Below are 17,145 nucleotides of genomic sequence, written 5' to 3'. Positions count from 1 at the left end.
GGCGCGGGCTTGGGCCAGCGCCGGTTTCAGAACACGCGGTGCGATCGGAAAGTTTTAGCCCGCGCTGAGCCGGACGCCGGCGCGGAGGAATTTCTGCGGATCGACCGCTTCGCCGTCGATGCGTGTCTCGTAATGCAGATGCGGTCCAGTGGAGCGGCCGGTCGAACCGACGGCGCCGATCACCTGGCCGATCTTGACGTATTCGCCGACCTTGACGCCGATCTCGGAGAGATGGCCGTAGCGGGTCGAGAGCCCATTGCCGTGATCGACCTCGACCATGCGGCCGTAGCCGCCGGCCCAACCCGCCGACACCACCTTGCCGTTGGCGGTGACGCGCACCGGATCACCCTGCGCGGCGCGGAAGTCGAGCCCGGTGTGCATCGCCGGACGACCGAGGAACGGATCGGAGCGAACGCCGAAGCCGCTGGTGAACTCGACCTCGCCGACCACGGGCTTGCGGTAAGGCACCAGCGACAGCGTCTGGTTCAGGCGCTGCATCTGCGCGCGGTTGATGTTGATGCGGTAGAGCTGGCGTTCGAACGAACCGGCGTCGGGCGCGAGCTTCACGGGCACATAGGGCCCGCCCATGCCGGAGCGGGGTGTCGCGGCTTCGAGCTGCGCCATGTTGAGGCCGAGATCGGAAATCACGCCGCGCATCCTGCGCACCCGCGATTCGATGCCGTCCTCGACCGAGGACAGCGCGGCGACCTGGCGACGCTCGACCTGGTCGAGCGAGGTCTGCAGACGAACCAGGACGTTGTCGACACCCTGGGCCTTGGCGAACTGGTTCGGCTGCGCCTTGGCGATCAGCGGCGCGCGCGACTCCAGCCGCGCCTCGCGATCCGGCGGCGCCACGAAGATCACGGTGTCGCTGATCGGGGAGGGCTTCGGCGTGCCGGACGACGGCGCGGCGTCGGCGCGGCCCTGCGGCTTGATCGATCCGGTTGAGGTCGCATCGGGCATCGCGCCGAGCGCGGTGGCGCGCGATTCCAACGTCGACTGCCGCTTCATGATCTGGTCGAGCTTCTGGTCGAACTGCTCTTGGTCGAGCAGCTGGCGGCTGGTGGTGCGGTCGACCTTGGCGCGCAGCTCCGAGATGCGGTCCTCATAGGCGTATTGCATCTCGGCCTGGCGCGCGATCAGCCGGGTGAGTACGTCGTCACGGAACGCGAAATAGGTCGCGGTCGCAGCCGACCACATGCCGAGCAGCACCACGGTGCCAACGATGATCCAGAACACCACCGGCCCGATCCGGACCTGCTTGCCGGCATGGACCAGGGTATAGCCCTCGCCGGAGGCGGCGACGGCAGCCGCGCCATGCTGGGCTGCCGGACGGCGCGCCGGTGACCGGCCATGGTCCTGAGGATGATGGTGTTTCTGGTATTCCTGGTGATGACCGGACCGGCTCGACATCGGTACTCCCGCGGCCGGTCGGACCAAGCTCCGTACGGCTAATTTGCGGGGCCGATTTGAGCCCGCCATGGTTAATTTTCAGGAAACGGAACCGCTCCGATCAGAGCGAGCGGGCGGCCTCCAATACCGCTTCGGCATGGCCGTCGACCTTCACATGGCGCCAGATACGGGCGACTTTTCCACCGGAATCGACCAGAACCGTGGTGCGAATAATTCCCATGAAGGTCCTGCCGTACATAGATTTTTCGCCCCAGGCGCCATACGCCTCCAGCATCTGATGGGCGCCGTCCGAGACGAGCGGCACCGACAGTTGGTGTTTGTTTCGAAATGACTCCTGCGCCTTAACCGTATCGGCGGAAATGCCGACCACCTCGGCCCCCGCGGCGATGAAGTCGCTCTTGAGCCGGGTGAAGTCGATCGCCTCCCGGGTGCAGCCGGGGGTGTCGGCGCGAGGATAGAAGAACAGCACCAGCTTCTTGCCGGCAAAATCCTTCAGCGACACGCTGCCGCCGCCGTCGCGCGGCAGGTCAAAGCCGGGCGCCGCGGCGCCCTCGGTGAGTGTGATGGTGGACGACCTGGTCACGTTCGCGGCCGGCTTCGCCTTTAACGGTTTCGATGCGGCCTTGTGCGAGGCTTTCTCTTGAACACCCGCTCCGGGCTTGGTCTTTGCGGTTTTGGCAGCTGCCTTCTTCGCAACCGTTGTGCGGGTTTTGGTCGCGGACTTCCCAGTGCTTGCGCTTGCGGCGCGCGCAACCTTTGTTGCGACCCGCTTTCCGGTTGTGTTGGAGGATTTCTTGCGCGTTTTCTTGGACATACGCCTTCCTTTCGTCGCTTTCAGAAGCTCAACCATTGGGGTATTGCGGGTCTCATTCGCGGCGGCCGGATTCGCAGCGGCCGCTGGGCAAGTTTGATGGCCACGGAGTATGGTGACAAGGAATTCGACGCGTTACCCGTCCGCTTGCTGAATTGGCTTTTGATCGGTTGGTTGGGTCCGTTCTTTTGGTCCGTTCTTGGGGCCATCGGCGAGTAACATGATTAGGCGAGGATAGGCGGCGATGCCGGCACAGGAGCGCTCGATACGAATCGACGGGCGCCCCGATGGCGGCGATCAGCTTCGCCGTCAGCACCGAGAGGCAATGGCAAGGAACACGTCGCCGCAAGGTCCAAATCCGCGCGCCGGGACCGACTTCTCGCAATGGGAAGGCGACGCCGCGTGGGACGAGCAGGATGAGGCGGCGGGCAACCGTGCGCGGCAATTGCTGGCGCGTTCCAACACCAACCTGCATCGCTTCACCGATTTCTGCTCCGGCATGCAGCGCTGGCTGCACGGCGAGCGCTGGATCCGTCGCATCGGATTGGTGCTCGTGGTGCTGGTCGTGATGTTCGCGACCTGCTTCGGCGCATTGTGGTGGCGGCTCGGCGCGGGTCCAATCAATCTCGATCTGGCGACGCCGTGGCTTGCCGCAGCGATCGAGGAGAATATCGGCCACGGCAATACGGTCGAGGTCGGCGGAACGCAGATCGAGCGCGCCGGCCGGGTCAGGATCGCGGTGCGCATCCGCGACATCATCGTCCGCGATCGCGATCATGCGGTGGTTGCGAGCGCGCCGAAAGCCGAAGTGCGCCTATCCGGAACCGCGCTGCTGATGGGCCAGCTGCGGGCGGAGAGCCTCAATCTGGTCGATGCGGAACTGTCGGTGCGGATCACACCCGACGGCAACGTGACTGTGTCTGCCGGCGACACCGCAAAGCCGCTCGCCACCGGCGTTGCCTCCAAGCGGGAAGCGGGGCTGCCGCCGACATTCCCGCGTCCGATGCCTGCCGCTCCGCAGCCGCAGGCTGCCGCGCCGCCGGTTGCCTCCGAGCCCTCGGCGGCCTCAGCCGATTCGGCCCAGAGCGGGCTGCTCGCCGGCCTCGACTGGCTCGACAGCCTCAGCATGACCGGCCTCGACGGTCAAAACCTCAACGAGATCGGTCTGAAGAATGGCAATCTCGTCGTCGACGACCAGCAGCGCGGCAACAAATGGAGCTTTGAGAATATCAGCCTGAGCCTGCGGCGCCCGAACGGCGGCGGGGTTGCGCTCAGCTTCGGCGAGGATGGCGCAAAGCCCTGGTCGGTCCGCGTCCTGATTGGACCGCAGCAGAACGGCGTGCGCTCGGTCGACGTCAAGGCCGACAAGGTTTCCACCCGGAACATCCTGCTCGCGATGCGGACCAAGGATCTCACCTACACCGCCGACCTGCCACTGTCGGGCGAAATGAAAGGCGAGCTCGGCCGCGACGGGCTGCCGACCTATTTCCGCGGCAAGATCAATGTCGGCGCCGGCAACATCATCGATACCGACACGCCGGACTACCCGATGCCGGTCGATTCGGCCGAGATGAGCGTCGAATGGGATTCGGGGCGGCGCGTGCTGCTGGCGCCGATCAAGATCGTCTCGGGTGCCAACCGCATCACGCTGCTCGGCCATCTCGAGCCGCCGAACGACAATGTCACCGACTGGCAGGCCGGCCTGTCCGGCGGCACCATCGTGCTGGCCGGTGCCGACAAGAACGAACCGCCGCTGATCTTCAATCGCATCAACATCGGCTTCCGGTTCGACACCGAGAAGAAGCGGGTGCTGCTGACCCAGGCCGACATCTCCAATGGCGAGATCGGCGTCGCCGGCACCGGCAGCATCGACTATTCCGGCGAGCCGCGACTGCAACTCGGATTCGCCGGCACGCCGATGTCGGCCTCGGCCCTGAAGCGGATGTGGCCGATCATCATCGTGCCCGAGGTGCGCGAATGGGTGCTCGAGCGGATCGACCGCGGCACGCTCCAGCGCATCGATGTCGGCGTCAATTCGCCGGTGCATAATCTGTCGCGCAAGGGACCGCCGATTCCGGACGACGGTCTGTCGGTCAACATCGTCGCCTCGGGCGTCACGGTGCGCCCGGTGGATCAGATGCCCGCGGTCCATGATGCGGATCTGAAGGCGAGGGTCACCGGGCGCACCGCGACCGTGACCATCAATCAGGGCATCGCCGACACGCCGGCAGGCCGCAAGATCACGCTGTCGGATTTCACCTTCGAGGTGCCGGACATGGCGCCGAAGCCGTCGCCGTCGAAGGTCAAGTTCCGGGTCGACTGTCCGGTGCCGGCCGCTGCCGAAATCCTTGCATCCGACCGGCTCAGCGATCTCTCAGGTCCGCTGATCGATCCCAACGCCAGCAAGGGCAACGTCACCGCGACGATCAATCTCGGCATGCCGGTGAAGGGCGAATTGACCAAGGCCGACACGACCTATTCCGTCGCTGCCGACATCTCCGGCGTCGCCGTCGACAAGCTGGTGATGAACCAGAAGCTCGAAGCCAACACGCTGAAGCTGGTTGCCAGCAACGCCGGTTTCCAGGTCAAGGGCGACGTCAAGATCAACGGACAGGCGGCCTCGCTCGACTATCGCAAGCCGGCCGACGGCGATGCCGACGTCAAGCTGCAGGCGACGCTGGACGATGCGAGCCGTGCACGGCTCGGGCTTGATCTCGGCCCGGCGGTGTCAGGCGCGATCCCGATCAAGCTCTCCGGCAAGATCGGCAGCGGCGACAATCCCGCCACCAAGATGGGCGTCGAGGCCGACCTGACCCAGCTCAAGCTCGACAACATCCTGCCCGGATGGGTCAAGGCGCAGGGCAGGGCCGGCAAGGCAACCTTCAACGTGGTGCCGAAGGGGCAGTCGACGCGGTTCGAGGATATCTCGATCGAAGGCAGCGGTGTCTCGATCAAGGGCGCGCTCGAGGTCGACCAGAACGGCGACCTGATGAATGCGAACTTCCCGACCTATGCGCCGTCGGACGGCGACAAGACATCGCTGCGGGCCGATCGCGGTCCTGACGGCGTGATCAAGGTGACGATGCGCGGCGACGTGTTCGATGGCCGCGGCTTCCTGAAATCGGCGATCTCCGGCCGCGATAACGATTCCAAGAACAAGGCCAAGACCACCGATTTCGACGTCGACCTGAAGCTCGGCGCGGTGGCCGGCTTCAACGGAGAAGCGCTGCGCGGCGTCGACGCCAAGGTCTCGCGTCGCAACGGGTACTTCAAGACGTTCACGCTGAGCGGCAGGGTCGGCCGCGATACCCCGGTCAGCGCCGACCTGCGGCGCCAGCAGGCGCGCGAGGTGATCTACCTGCAGACCGCTGACGCCGGAGCGTTCCTGCGCTTCATCGACACTTATTCGAAGGTGGTCGGCGGCCAGCTCATGCTTGCGATGGAGCCGCCGATTCCCGATCCGGGCCCGAGGGAAGGGCTGCTCAATATCACCGGCTTCTCGGTGAAGGGCGAAACCCAGCTCGACCGCGCTGTCGCCGGCGGGCCCGTCAGCACCCAGAACGGCATCGGGTTCGACGCGCTGCGCGCCGAATTCACGCGCCAGAGCGGCCAGCTCTCGATCCGCAACGGTGTGGTCAAGGGACCGACCATCGGCGCGACCATCGAAGGCAGCATCGACTATGTCGGCAACCAAGTGCGGATGAACGGCACCTTCATTCCGATGTACGGCCTGAACAACATGTTCGGCCAGATCCCGTTCTTCGGGATTTTCCTCGGCGCCGGCAGCAACGAAGGCCTGATCGGCGTGACCTATGAAGTGGTGGGAACGCCGAGCGCGCCGGTGCTGCGCGTCAACCCGATCTCGGCGCTTGCGCCCGGCCTCACGCGCAAGATCTTCGAGTTCAAGCAGTACGGCCCGACCGACCTGCCGACGACGAACAACTAGCGCGCCGGCACATTCTCTCGGCGGCCGCCGACGGCCTGGACAAAATTGCCGGGCATGACCGGCTTCATCATCCATCGTGACGAGTGTGGTGCCGCTGTGGACGTGTGGTGGATTGTCGCACGCCCGTAACAGTCCGCCCGCAGATTGCGCGCGCCGACCGCCGACATCGCGGGCGGCTATACGCCCCCTCGCTTTCTGAGAAAATCTTACATTGGGAGAAAAGCAATGATCGCCAAAGGATTGCGCCCGTCTGTGGGGCTTCCGCTGTCTCGTGCGGTACTTGCGTTGACGCTGCTCGCCTCCACGGCGCTGGCCGGCAGTCTTGCGCACGCCGACGGCGACGATGTTCATTTCCGGCCGGGTCATCTGTTGTTGAGCCGTGCGGTGTTCGTCAACAACGCCGTCACCATCACGCCCGGCGTGACGCAATTGCCGCCGAATTGCGTGTCGCCCAATTGCGTGACCGCTACGGCTGATGGCACCTATCCGACGGTGTTCAACAACGACGCTGTCGACGGCTCATTCGGCCTGACCGCGAAGATCCTGCTCGACGAACTGCGTCTCGACGGCAGACATGTGCAGTCGCTCGAGGTGCCGAACAGCACCCAGCGCGGCGTGTCGCAAAGCAAGGACCAGATGGTCACCAGCTTCTCGTCGAAATCCGAACTGGCGCTCAACCTGTCGCTCGATCATCGCAGCGTGACCTTCATGGGCTATCTGGCGCCGATCGGCGCCATCGACGTGTCGAACTCCAACACGCCTGACGTCATCGACCCGACCAATCCGGTGCCCGCCACCTATTTTCGCCTGGTCGCCGAGGTCGACGAGAACGGTCACTTCCACTTCACCAAGGTGAATGGCTATAGCGGCAACAACGGCCGCGCCGCGATCTTCAACGACCGGCATGGTGCCGGGGTGTTCTACACAGCCGGCAACGCGGGCAATGGCGGCAACCCGCAGCCTGCCGGGGTCATCACCGGCGCCGGCATGCAGATCGCGAAAGAGGCCGACGCGCCGCTCGCGCGGCAGGCGGATCCGGGTGGACCGTTCCCGCTCGGCAGCTTCAACATCACCGAGCTCGGCCAGAAGGCCGACAAGATCGGCAAGGACACCAATTTCCGCGGCCTCACCGTGTTCAACAACGTGATCTACACGACCAAGGGCAGCGGGGGTAACGGAATCAACACCGTCTACTTCATCGACACCACCGGCAACGCCGCCAATGGCAACCCGAAGGCGTGCCCGAACGGCGTCGGCGTGCCGGCCCCGTCCGCATCGCTGCCGACGACGCAGATATTCTACGACGGTTCGAAATTGGCGGCGCAGGGCGTCACGCCCTACAACATGTGCGTGCTGAGCGGTTTCCCGACCGCGCTCAAGAGCACGACCTCGTTCCCGTTCGGCATCTGGTTCGCCGACGCGAACACGCTCTACGTCGCCGACGAAGGAAACGGCACCGCGACATTCGACCCGACGTCGAACAGCTATACCGCTGCCAAGGCGCAGACATCAGCCGGGTTGCAGAAGTGGGTGTTCGACGGCACTGCCGGCGCGTGGAAGCAGGTCTATACCTTGCAGGCGGGACTCGACCTCGGCGTGCCGTACACGGTGCAGGGCTATCCAACCGGCAACAACGCCGCGACCGGCAAGCCGTGGTCGCCGGCGACCGACGGCCTGCGCAACATCACCGGCCGCGTCAATCGTGACGGCAGCGTGTCGATTTGGGCGATCACCTCCACCGTGAGCGGCAGCGGCGACCAGGGTGCCGACCCGAACAAGCTCGTGATGATCACGGACAAGCTTTCCGCGACCACGCTGCCGGCCGGCGAGCGCTTCGTCACGCTGCGGACCGCGAACTCCGGCGAAGCACTGCGTGGCGTGTCGTTCACGCCGGGCACCGGCGATGGCCGGGAGGAGGCCCATGACCGCGGCTCCTGCGGCCGTGATCACCGCAGCGACGATTGCCGCGACACCGACTGAACGACCGATGTGGCAGCCTTCGGCCTCTCCCCATGTACCTGTGGGGAGAGGCTGTTCACTAACATCCGGTCCAAGCCATCGCTTTTTGGCTCAGCGCCGCAGCGCCGGCACCACCAGGAACGGGATCAGGCCGAGCACCACGTTGACCAGCGCGAAGGCAATCAGCGGATTGTAGCTGTGGGTCCAGTCATGGATCAGGCCGCCGCCCCAGGAGCCGAGCCCTGAGCCCAGACCGCTGCCGATCATGATGCTGCCGTAGATCGTGCCGACGCGCTCGCCGCGGAAGATTTTCAGCGCGGTCGCGGTGATCAGCGGGCCGCGCGAGCCAATCATGCTGCCGAAGCAGATGATGAAGCCGGTCAGCAGCCAGTAGTTCGGATACCACTGCAACAGCCAGAGCAGGACGATGCCGAGGATCGAGACGCCGTAGCTGAACAGCACGCTCGGACGGCGGCCGATGATGCCGTCGAGGGTCGACACGCCGAGCATGCCGACGAACAGCGCGACGCCGGAGAATCCCCAAGCGGTGGCGGCCTGCAGCGGCGGGAAGCCGACATCGATCAGGTAGGCGACGATCTGCGCCGTCAGCGCATACATCGCGACCGCGGTGAAGAAGAAGGTAGAGAACAATGCCCAGAAGGCGTGGTGGCGCATCGCGGCCAGCAACGTCCAGCCTTCTTCGGCGAGTCCGGCTTGCGCCTTCCTGACGATGTGCGGCGATCCGCCGGCGAGCAGCCGCCACGGCAGGAAGACAAGCGGCACGAGCAGGCCAAGCGCACCGATGCCGAACACCTGATAGGCCTCGCGCCAGCCGATCCGGTCGATCAAGACCTGCGACAGCGGCAGCAACAACAGGAGGCCGGCGCCGGTCGCCGAATACATCACGGCCATCGCGGTCGGCAGCCTTGGGCCGAACCAGCGGCCGAGCAGAATCGAATTCGAGACGTTGCCGATCAGCGCGGTGCCGAAGCCGACGCAGAGGCCGACGCTGAGCTGGAATTGCCAGAGCGCTTGCGCGCGCGAGGCGATGAGAAACGCGCAGCCGAGCAGCGACAGGCCGAGCGCATAGACCACGCGCGGGCCCGAGCGGTCGAACAACCGTCCGACCAGCGGCGCAGTCAAGCCGCTGGCGAGCCAGGTCAGCGAATAGACCGACACCACCGAGGCGCGGTCCCAGCCGAAATTCTCCGAGATCGGTTTCAGGAACACCGTGAAGCTGTCGCTGAGGCCGCGCCCGAGCACCGACAGCACGAAGCAGAGCGCGAGCACGTTCAGCGCGACGCGCGACTGTTTCGCCGGCGTTGCGAGCGTGTCGTTCGGAGTCGTGATCTGGTCCATTTGGAAAGCAGGGAGCGCGCTTTCGGCACTCCCTGCAACCGACAAATCCGAATGCGCCTATGCAGGCTTCAGCAGGACGTGGCGCTTCTTGCCGAGCGACAACTTGACGACGCCTTCCGGCGTGAGATTGGCCGGCGTCAGCAGCATCTTCTCGTCGGTGACGGCTGCATCGTTGACACGCAGGCCGCCGCCCTTGATCTGCCGCCGCGCTTCGCCGTTGGAGGCGACGAGCTCGGCCTTGACGAAGGCGGCGAGCACGCCGACGCCGGCTTCGAACTCGCCGCGCGGAATTTCCACCGTCGGCAAGGTCTCGGCCAGCGCGCCTTCCTCGAAGGTGCGGCGCGCCGTCTCTGCGGCTTCATTGGCCGCATCGCGGCCATGGAGCAGCGCGGTCGCTTCGGTCGCCAGCACCTTCTTGGCCTCGTTGATCTCGCTGCCACCGAGCGCCGCGAGCTTGTTGATCTCGCTCATCGGCAGGATGGTGAACAGCTTGAGGAACTTGACGACGTCGGCGTCCTCGGCGTTGCGCCAGTACTGCCAGAAGTCGTATGGTGAGAACTGGTCGGCGTTGAGCCACACCGCGCCCTTGGCGGTCTTGCCCATCTTGTCGCCGGAGGCGGTGGTCAGCAGCGGCGTGGTCAGAGCGAACAGCTGCGGCGTGCCCATGCGGCGGCCGAGATCGACGCCGTTGACGATGTTGCCCCACTGGTCGGAGCCGCCCATCTGCAGCCGGCAGCCGGTGCGGCGCGACAGCTCGACGAAGTCGTAGGCCTGGCAGACCATGTAGTTGAACTCGATGAAGCTCATCTCCTGCTCGCGCTCGAGCCGGAGCCGCACCGAGTCCATCGTCAGCATGCGGTTGACCGAGAAGTGCCGGCCGATGTCGCGCAGCATCTCGATCCAGTTCAATTTCGTCAGCCACTCGGCGTTGTCGAGCATGATGGCGTCGGAGGGCCCGTTGCCATAGCGCAGCACCTTGGCGAACACGCCGCGGATCGAGGCCTTGTTGGCTTCGATCTCCGCGACCGTGCGCATCGCGCGCGTCTCGTCCTTGCCGGAGGGGTCGCCGACCATCGTGGTGCCGCCGCCCATCAATGTTATCGGCTTGTTGCCGCTCTGTTGCAGCCAGTACAGCATCATCATGGTGAGGAAGTTGCCGATGTGGAGCGACGGCGCGGTGCAGTCGTAGCCGACATAGGCGATCGCCTCGCCCTTCGCGGCAAGCGCGTCGAGGCCCTCGAAATCGGAGCACTGGTGGACGAAGCCGCGTTCCTGTAGAGTGTTCAGGAAATCCGATTTAAATGCAGTCATTTGTCGGCGAGCCAGATCATTCTTGTTTTACGGTTTTTGCATCTATTTGCGGAACCTTGATGCTTGGTGGGCTGCCGCAGGCGGACGCGCAGTGGCATTATAGGATGTACTTGTTTGAGACAAGCCGGGGGTTCCCGGCTGGGGCGCTTCCACGATGATGTTAACGGCACTCGGTCTGATGAGCGGCACCTCGCTCGACGGGGTCGACGTGGCACTGATCGAGACCGACGGCCGCCAGATCAAGGCCTTCGGACCTACCGGCTATCGGCCCTATACCGACGCCGAGCGCAGCCTGCTGCGTCATGCGCTGACCGAGGCCGTTCATCTGTCGCAGCGCGACGCCCGGCCGGGGATCTTGCGGCAGGCCGAGCAGGCCGTCACGACGGCCCACGCCGAGGCGGTCGCCAGCTTCACGGCGCAGACTCGGATCTCCGCCCAGGACATCGACATCGTCGGGTTCCATGGCCAGACCGTGCTGCATCGCCCGGAGCGGAGGTTGACGGTGCAGATCGGTGATGCCCTGGCGCTCGCCAAGGCGATCCACATCCCGGTGATGCATGATTTCCGCGCCGCCGACGTCGAGGCCGGCGGGCAGGGCGCGCCGTTCGTGCCGGTTTACCATCGCGCGCTGGCGCAATCGCTGAACCGCGAGGGGCCGATCGTCGTGGTCAATATCGGCGGCGTCTCCAACATCACCTATATCGACGGCGCCGACACGCTGATCGCCTGCGACACCGGGCCCGGCAACGCGCTGCTCGACGATTTCATGTTCCGCCAGATGCATCAGCCGTTCGACACCGCCGGCAAGTTCGCCGCGCTGGGCAAACCGGACGAAGCCTGGATCACCCAGGCGCTTAGGCTGCCGTTCTTCTCGGTTCCGCCGCCGAAATCGCTCGACCGCAACGACTTTGCCGGCCTGAAGCTCGGCGCCGTGGCGCCGGCCGACGGCGCCGCGACCTTGACCGCCTTCACCGCGGCGGCGATCGCGCGGGTGGTGCCGCTGCTGCCGAAACGGCCGAAGAGCTGGATCATCTGCGGCGGCGGCGCCTCCAACCTCACGATGCTGCGGATGCTGCGCGAGCGCCTGGCGCCGGCGACCGTCGAGCCCGCCGAGGCGCTCGGCTGGGCGGCGGATGCGATCGAGGCGCAGGCGTTCGGCTTCCTCGCCGCGCGCGGCATGAAGGGGTTGCCGCTGAGCTATCCCGCCACCACGGGGGTGCCGATCCCGATGACCGGGGGCATCATCGCGCGACCGTGATTTAGATGCAAATGCATCTACCTTGACAGTTCCATGCCGCTGCATTTAGTTGGATGCAGTTGCATTGAACGCGAGGTTCGTCATGGCCGCCCTGAAGCTGATCAGCCACAAGCTCTGTCCCTATGTGCAACGCGCGGTGATCGCGCTGCGCGAGAAGGGCGTGCCGTTCGAGCGGATCGACATCGATCTCGCCAACAAGCCGGACTGGTTCCTGAAGATCTCGCCGCTCGGCAAGGTGCCGGTGCTGGTCGTGACCGGCGACGACGGCAAGGAGGTCGCGCTGTTCGAGAGCAACGTGATCTGCGAGTACATCGAGGAGACGCAAGGCGGCGCGAAACTGCATCCGCAGGATGCGCTGACCCGCGCCGAGCATCGCGCCTGGATGGAGTTCGGCTCGGCGATTCTCGGCGACCTCTGGGGGCTGGAGACCGCGACCGATGCCGCGACCTTCGAGAGCAAGCGGCAGGCGGTCGCCGCGAAATTCGCGCGCGTCGAGGCGGCGCTCGGCGCGGGTCCGTTCTTCGCCGGCGAGCGGTTCAGCCTGGTGGATGCGGTGTTCGCTCCGGTCTTCCGCTATTTCGATCTGTTCGACCAGCTGACCGATCTTTCCGTCTTCACCCACACGCCAAAGCTTCGCGCCTGGCGCAGCGCGCTGGCGCAGCGGCCGAGCGTGCGCAGTGCCGTCTCGCCTGACTATCCCGCGCTGTTGCACGCGTTCCTGGTCGGTCACCGCGCGCATATGCTGAAGCTTGCCGCGTAAGCCATGTCGCATTCCATTGCCTGGATCGCGCTGGTCGTCGCCGGTCTGCTCGACGTCGGCTGGGCGATCTCGATGAAATATGCCGAAGGCTATACGCGGCTCGGCTGGACGCTGGTCTCGCTGGCGCTGCTCGCCGCGTTCGTATTCCTGCTCGGGCGCGCGCTGCAGGTGCTCGGCATCGGCGTCGCCTACACGGTGTGGACCGGCATCGGCGCGGTCGGCACGCTGACCATGGGCGTGCTGCTGTTCAGCGAAGCGCTGAACCCGATGAAGGTGGCGGGGATCGCGCTGGTCTTGGTCGGCATCGCCGCGCTGAAATTCGCGCCGGAGTAGGTCGGTGCCGTAGCCCGGATGGAGCGAAGCGCAATCCGGGTCTCTTATCCGCGGTGAGGATGGTCCCGGATTTCGCTGCGCTCCATCCGGGCTACAAGAGCGGTGTCGCTCAGCGCACGTTGGCGAGGCGCATGTCGAGATAGCCGGTCACCGTTTCCATCAACGGCTCGAGCTTGCCGTCGAAGAAATGGTTGGCGCCGGGGATGACCTGCTGGTCGATCACGATGCCCTTCTGCGTCTTCAGCTTCTCGACCAGCGTGTTGACGTCCTTGGGCGGCACCACGGCATCCTTGTCGCCGTGCACGATCAGGCCGGACGACGGGCAGGGCGCGAGGAACGAGAAGTCGTAGAGATTGGCGGGCGGCGCGATCGAGATGAAGCCCTCGACCTCCGGCCGGCGCATCAGGAGCTGCATGCCGATCCATGCGCCGAACGAGAAGCCGGCGACCCAGCAGGCACGCGCCTCCGGATTGATCGCCTGCGCCCAGTCGAGCGCGCTCGCGGCATCGGACAATTCGCCGGTGCCGTGATCGAACGAGCCCTGGCTGCGGCCGACGCCACGGAAGTTGAAGCGCAGCACCGAGAAGCCGCGATGCGCGAACGCGTAGTAGCACTGATAGACGATCTGGTGATTCATCGTGCCGTGGAACTGCGGATGCGGATGCAGGATCATCGCAATCGGCGCGTTCTTCTGCTTGGCCGGATGGTAGCGGCCTTCTAGACGGCCAGCAGGGCCGGTGAAAATGACTTCAGGCATTGTGTTCCCTTGATTGACGCGTTCCCTTGATTGACGTCGATCAATCAACCGGTTGGAGCCATCTTCGGCGACGGGCGCGAGCAGAGCGGCTCATGATGAAATCGGGCGCAGGCGCCGCCGGGCGGCACGCTGGAGGGCCTTCTAGCATGACGCAAGGGGCAAAAATCAAGGAAATTGTGCCGCTTGGCAGAGGCGAATCCGCTTCCTGGCGCGCTCACAGCCGGCGCATTGGCGGCGATCCGGATCAACGCGCGGAATAGTTCGCTAACTACCTGAAGTTTTGCTTTGTCATATTGCTATCGCGCGCGGCGCGAACGGATGTCTTGCCTGGCAAGACGGGCGAGGTTTCCGTGCGCGTGAAAAATCTCGCGCGCCGCTGACTCTGATCTGGCCTCGCTGCCCGACTGTCGTTATGTCGCAGTGGAAGGCCGCAACCACGGTGGTTGCCGCGGACAAGCTCGATGGCCGATCGCGTCTATCTGGACTGGAATGCCACCACGCCGCTTCGCCAGGAGGCGAAGGCGGCGATGACGGCTGCATGGGAGTTGAGCGGCAACCCCTCCTCGGTGCACAGCGAGGGACGCCGCGCGCGCCGGCTGGTCGAGGATGCCCGCAATGCGGTGGCGAAGGCGGTCGGCGGCCGGCCGCAGGACGTCGTGTTTCTCTCCGGCGGGACCGAAGCCAATGCGCTCGCATTGACGCCGGGATTGCACCGCGCAGCGAGCGAGCCGGTCGGTCGGCTGCTCGTGTCCGCGATCGAGCATGCGTCGGTTCTCGTGGGCGGACGGTTTGCGCGCGAGGCGATCTCCGCAATCAATGTCTCGCGCGCCGGGGTGATCGATCTCGATCATCTGCGCGCGCTGCTGGCGGACGGTCCGCCCGCTCTGGTCTCGGTGATGCTGGCGAATAACGAGACCGGTGCGATCCAGCCGGTGGCCGATGTCGCCGCGATCGTCCACGCGGCCGGCGGCCTGCTGCATGTCGATGCGATCCAGGCGTTCGGCAAGGTCCCGTTCGATCTCGCCTCGACGGGAGCCGACCTCGTGACGCTGTCGGCGCACAAGATCGGCGGACCGAAGGGCGCAGGCGCGCTGATGCTCGCTGAAGGCATCGAGGGACTGGAGCCATTCTTGCGCGGCGGCGGGCAGGAGCTCGGGCGGCGGGCAGGGACCGAGAACGTCGCGGGGATCGCAGGCTTTGGTGCGGCGACGAACGCCGCAATGGCGGCCCTGAGGGCCGACGCCGCCCGCGTCAGGGGGCTGCGGGACCGGCTCGAGCACGGGTTGCGGCAGACGCCGGGCGTGCAGGTGTTCTCCGATGACGTTAAGAGGTTACCAAATACCGTTCTGTTCACTGCGCCCGGTATGAAGGCGGAAACGGCGGTCATCGGGTTCGACCTTGGGGGAATCGCGGTCTCCTCCGGTTCCGCCTGTTCGTCGGGCAAGGTCCAGCCATCCCACGTGCTGGAGGCAATGGGATACCGCTCGGAGGTGTCCCAGGGAGCGGTGCGGCTCAGTCTTGGCTGGTCTACCACGGAGACAGACGTGGATTTGACCCTCAAGGCTTGGCGAAAGCTCGCCGATACCTTAGTTAAGGGGGAACGACGAAACACAGCTTGAACTGTTCTAAGCGGATTTCGTCTTCAAAGCATCGCTAAGAGATTTTCGGAACTTGAGATCCACCGCGGTCCTTGAAACCGCGAGCGGAGGATTGAATGCCTGCTGTACAAGAGACGGTCGAGCGCGTCCGGCGCATCGACGTCGACCAGTATCGATATGGGTTTGAGACGCAGATCGAGTCCGACAAGGCCCCGAAGGGGCTGTCGGAAGACACCGTCCGCTTCATCTCGGCAAAGAAGAATGAACCGGCCTGGATGCTGGAATGGCGCCTGGAGGCGTATCGCCGCTGGCTGACCATGACCGAGCCGACCTGGGCGCGCGTCGACTATCCGAAGATCGACTACCAGGACATCTACTACTACGCGGCGCCGAAGCCGAAGAAGACGCTGTCCTCGATCGACGAGATCGATCCTGAAATCCTCAAGACCTACGAGAAGCTCGGCATTCCCTTGCGCGAGGTCGCGATCCTCGAGGGCGTCGAGCCGCCGCCTGGCGGGCCGCCGTCGGCCAATCGCAAGATCGCGGTCGACGCCGTGTTCGATTCGGTCTCGGTCGCCACCACCTTCCAGAAGGAGCTGAAGGCGGCCGGCGTGATCTTCATGCCGATCTCGGAGGCGATCCGCGAGCACCCCGAGCTGGTGCAGAAATATCTCGGCACCGTGGTGCCGACCTCGGACAACTACTTCGCGACGCTGAACTCGGCGGTGTTCTCCGACGGCTCGTTCGTCTACGTGCCGCCGGGCGTGCGCTGCCCGATGGAGCTGTCGACCTATTTCCGCATCAACGAGCGCAACACCGGCCAGTTCGAGCGCACGCTGATCATCGCCGACAAGGGCTCCTACGTCTCCTATCTCGAAGGCTGCACTGCGCCGCAGCGCGACGAGAACCAGCTGCACGCCGCCGTGGTCGAGCTCGTCACGCTCGACGACGCCGAGATCAAGTATTCGACGGTGCAGAACTGGTACCCCGGCAATTCCGAGGGCAAGGGCGGTATCTACAATTTCGTCACCAAGCGTGGCGACTGCCGCGGCAAGAATTCCAAGATCTCCTGGACCCAGGTCGAGACCGGTTCGGCGATCACCTGGAAATATCCGAGCTGCATCCTGCGCGGCGACAATTCGAGCGGCGAGTTCTACTCGATCGCGATCTCGAACGGCTTCCAGCAGGTCGATAGCGGCACCAAGATGATCCACCTCGGCAAGAACACGTCGAGCCGGATCATCTCCAAGGGCATCGCCGCCGGCAAGTCGCAGAACACCTATCGCGGCCTCGTCAGCGCGCATCGCAAGGCGACCGGCGCGCGCAACTACACCGCCTGCGACTCGCTCCTGATCGGCGACAAATGCGGCGCGCACACCGTGCCCTATGTCGAGGCCAAGAATTCCTCGGCGACGTTCGAGCACGAAGCGACGACGTCGAAGATTTCCGAGGACGTGCTGTTCTACTGCGTCCAGCGCGGGCTCTCGCAGGAGGAAGCCGTCGGCCTCGTCGTCAACGGCTTCGTGAAGGACGTGCTGCAGCAACTGCCGATGGAGTTCGCGGTGGAAGCGCAAAAGCTGATCTCGATCAGCCTTGAAGGTTCGGTTGGCTAATCCATCCCGCTCGAAGGCGCGGCCGAC

12 protein-coding genes are annotated in these 17,145 nt (G+C 65.1%); 7 read left to right on the top strand and 5 right to left on the bottom strand.

What is annotated here, in order from left to right:
* Positions 1–54: 54 nt before the first annotated feature.
* Together XH92_RS25555 and XH92_RS25550 are read right to left on the bottom strand one after the other, a co-directional pair.
* The gene (locus XH92_RS25555) at positions 55–1,413 is read right to left on the bottom strand and encodes a M23 family metallopeptidase (RefSeq protein WP_194454573.1); all 1,359 of its coding nucleotides are present in this window, start codon (positions 1,411–1,413) and stop codon (positions 55–57) included.
* A gap of 100 nt (positions 1,414–1,513) precedes the next feature.
* A complete protein-coding gene (locus XH92_RS25550) occupies positions 1,514–2,227 on the bottom strand; it encodes a peroxiredoxin (protein WP_194454572.1) in 714 nt (237 codons plus the stop codon).
* Positions 2,228–2,468: 241 nt separating this feature from the next.
* Between XH92_RS25550 and XH92_RS25545 the strand changes: the two genes are divergently transcribed.
* Both XH92_RS25545 and XH92_RS25540 read left to right on the top strand, forming a co-directional pair.
* On the top strand, positions 2,469–6,170 hold the full coding sequence (locus XH92_RS25545) for a DUF3971 domain-containing protein (RefSeq protein ID WP_194454571.1): 3,702 nt from the start codon (positions 2,469–2,471) through the stop codon (positions 6,168–6,170).
* Between the two features lie 225 nt (positions 6,171–6,395).
* Positions 6,396–8,150, top strand: coding sequence for a hypothetical protein (locus XH92_RS25540; RefSeq protein WP_194454570.1), 1,755 nt, complete (start codon positions 6,396–6,398; stop codon positions 8,148–8,150).
* 90 nt (positions 8,151–8,240) lie between these two features.
* On the opposite strand, the gene XH92_RS25535 is transcribed toward XH92_RS25540, so the two are convergent.
* Positions 8,241–9,488: an MFS transporter gene (locus tag XH92_RS25535; RefSeq protein ID WP_194454569.1), complete on the bottom strand. Its 1,248-nt coding sequence runs from the start codon at positions 9,486–9,488 to the stop codon at positions 8,241–8,243.
* Between the two features lie 57 nt (positions 9,489–9,545).
* A complete protein-coding gene (gene tyrS, locus XH92_RS25530; RefSeq protein WP_194454568.1) occupies positions 9,546–10,799 on the bottom strand; it encodes a tyrosine--tRNA ligase in 1,254 nt (417 codons plus the stop codon).
* Positions 10,800–10,953: 154 nt separating this feature from the next.
* Here tyrS and XH92_RS25525 point away from each other — a divergent pair, with 154 nt between their 5' ends.
* The 3 genes from XH92_RS25525 to XH92_RS25515 all read left to right on the top strand — a co-directional run bounded on the left by XH92_RS25525 (position 10,954) and on the right by XH92_RS25515 (position 13,150).
* Positions 10,954–12,057 (top strand): anhydro-N-acetylmuramic acid kinase, encoded by a 1,104-nt coding sequence (locus XH92_RS25525; RefSeq protein ID WP_194454567.1) that lies wholly within the window; start codon positions 10,954–10,956, stop codon positions 12,055–12,057.
* An 82-nt stretch (positions 12,058–12,139) separates the two neighbouring features.
* Positions 12,140–12,817, top strand: coding sequence for a glutathione S-transferase family protein (locus XH92_RS25520; protein ID WP_194454566.1), 678 nt, complete (start codon positions 12,140–12,142; stop codon positions 12,815–12,817).
* 3 nt (positions 12,818–12,820) lie between these two features.
* Positions 12,821–13,150 (top strand): multidrug efflux SMR transporter, encoded by a 330-nt coding sequence (locus tag XH92_RS25515; protein ID WP_194454565.1) that lies wholly within the window; start codon positions 12,821–12,823, stop codon positions 13,148–13,150.
* A 109-nt stretch (positions 13,151–13,259) separates the two neighbouring features.
* Here XH92_RS25515 and XH92_RS25510 read toward each other — a convergent pair whose 3' ends face one another.
* A complete protein-coding gene (locus tag XH92_RS25510; protein ID WP_016843213.1) occupies positions 13,260–13,907 on the bottom strand; it encodes an alpha/beta hydrolase in 648 nt (215 codons plus the stop codon).
* A gap of 461 nt (positions 13,908–14,368) precedes the next feature.
* On the opposite strand from XH92_RS25510, the gene XH92_RS25505 reads away from it, so the two are divergent.
* Positions 14,369–15,526, top strand: coding sequence for a cysteine desulfurase family protein (locus tag XH92_RS25505; protein ID WP_194454564.1), 1,158 nt, complete (start codon positions 14,369–14,371; stop codon positions 15,524–15,526).
* A gap of 95 nt (positions 15,527–15,621) precedes the next feature.
* Positions 15,622–17,118 (top strand): Fe-S cluster assembly protein SufB, encoded by a 1,497-nt coding sequence (gene sufB / locus XH92_RS25500; protein WP_194454563.1) that lies wholly within the window; start codon positions 15,622–15,624, stop codon positions 17,116–17,118.
* Positions 17,119–17,145: the final 27 nt, after the last annotated feature.

It is taken from the genome of Bradyrhizobium sp. CCBAU 53421, assembly GCF_015291625.1.
In the GTDB taxonomy this organism is placed as follows: domain Bacteria; phylum Pseudomonadota; class Alphaproteobacteria; order Rhizobiales; family Xanthobacteraceae; genus Bradyrhizobium.
The sequence above is the reverse complement of the archived record's forward strand: the minus strand, read 5'-3'. Positions and strand labels throughout refer to the sequence as shown.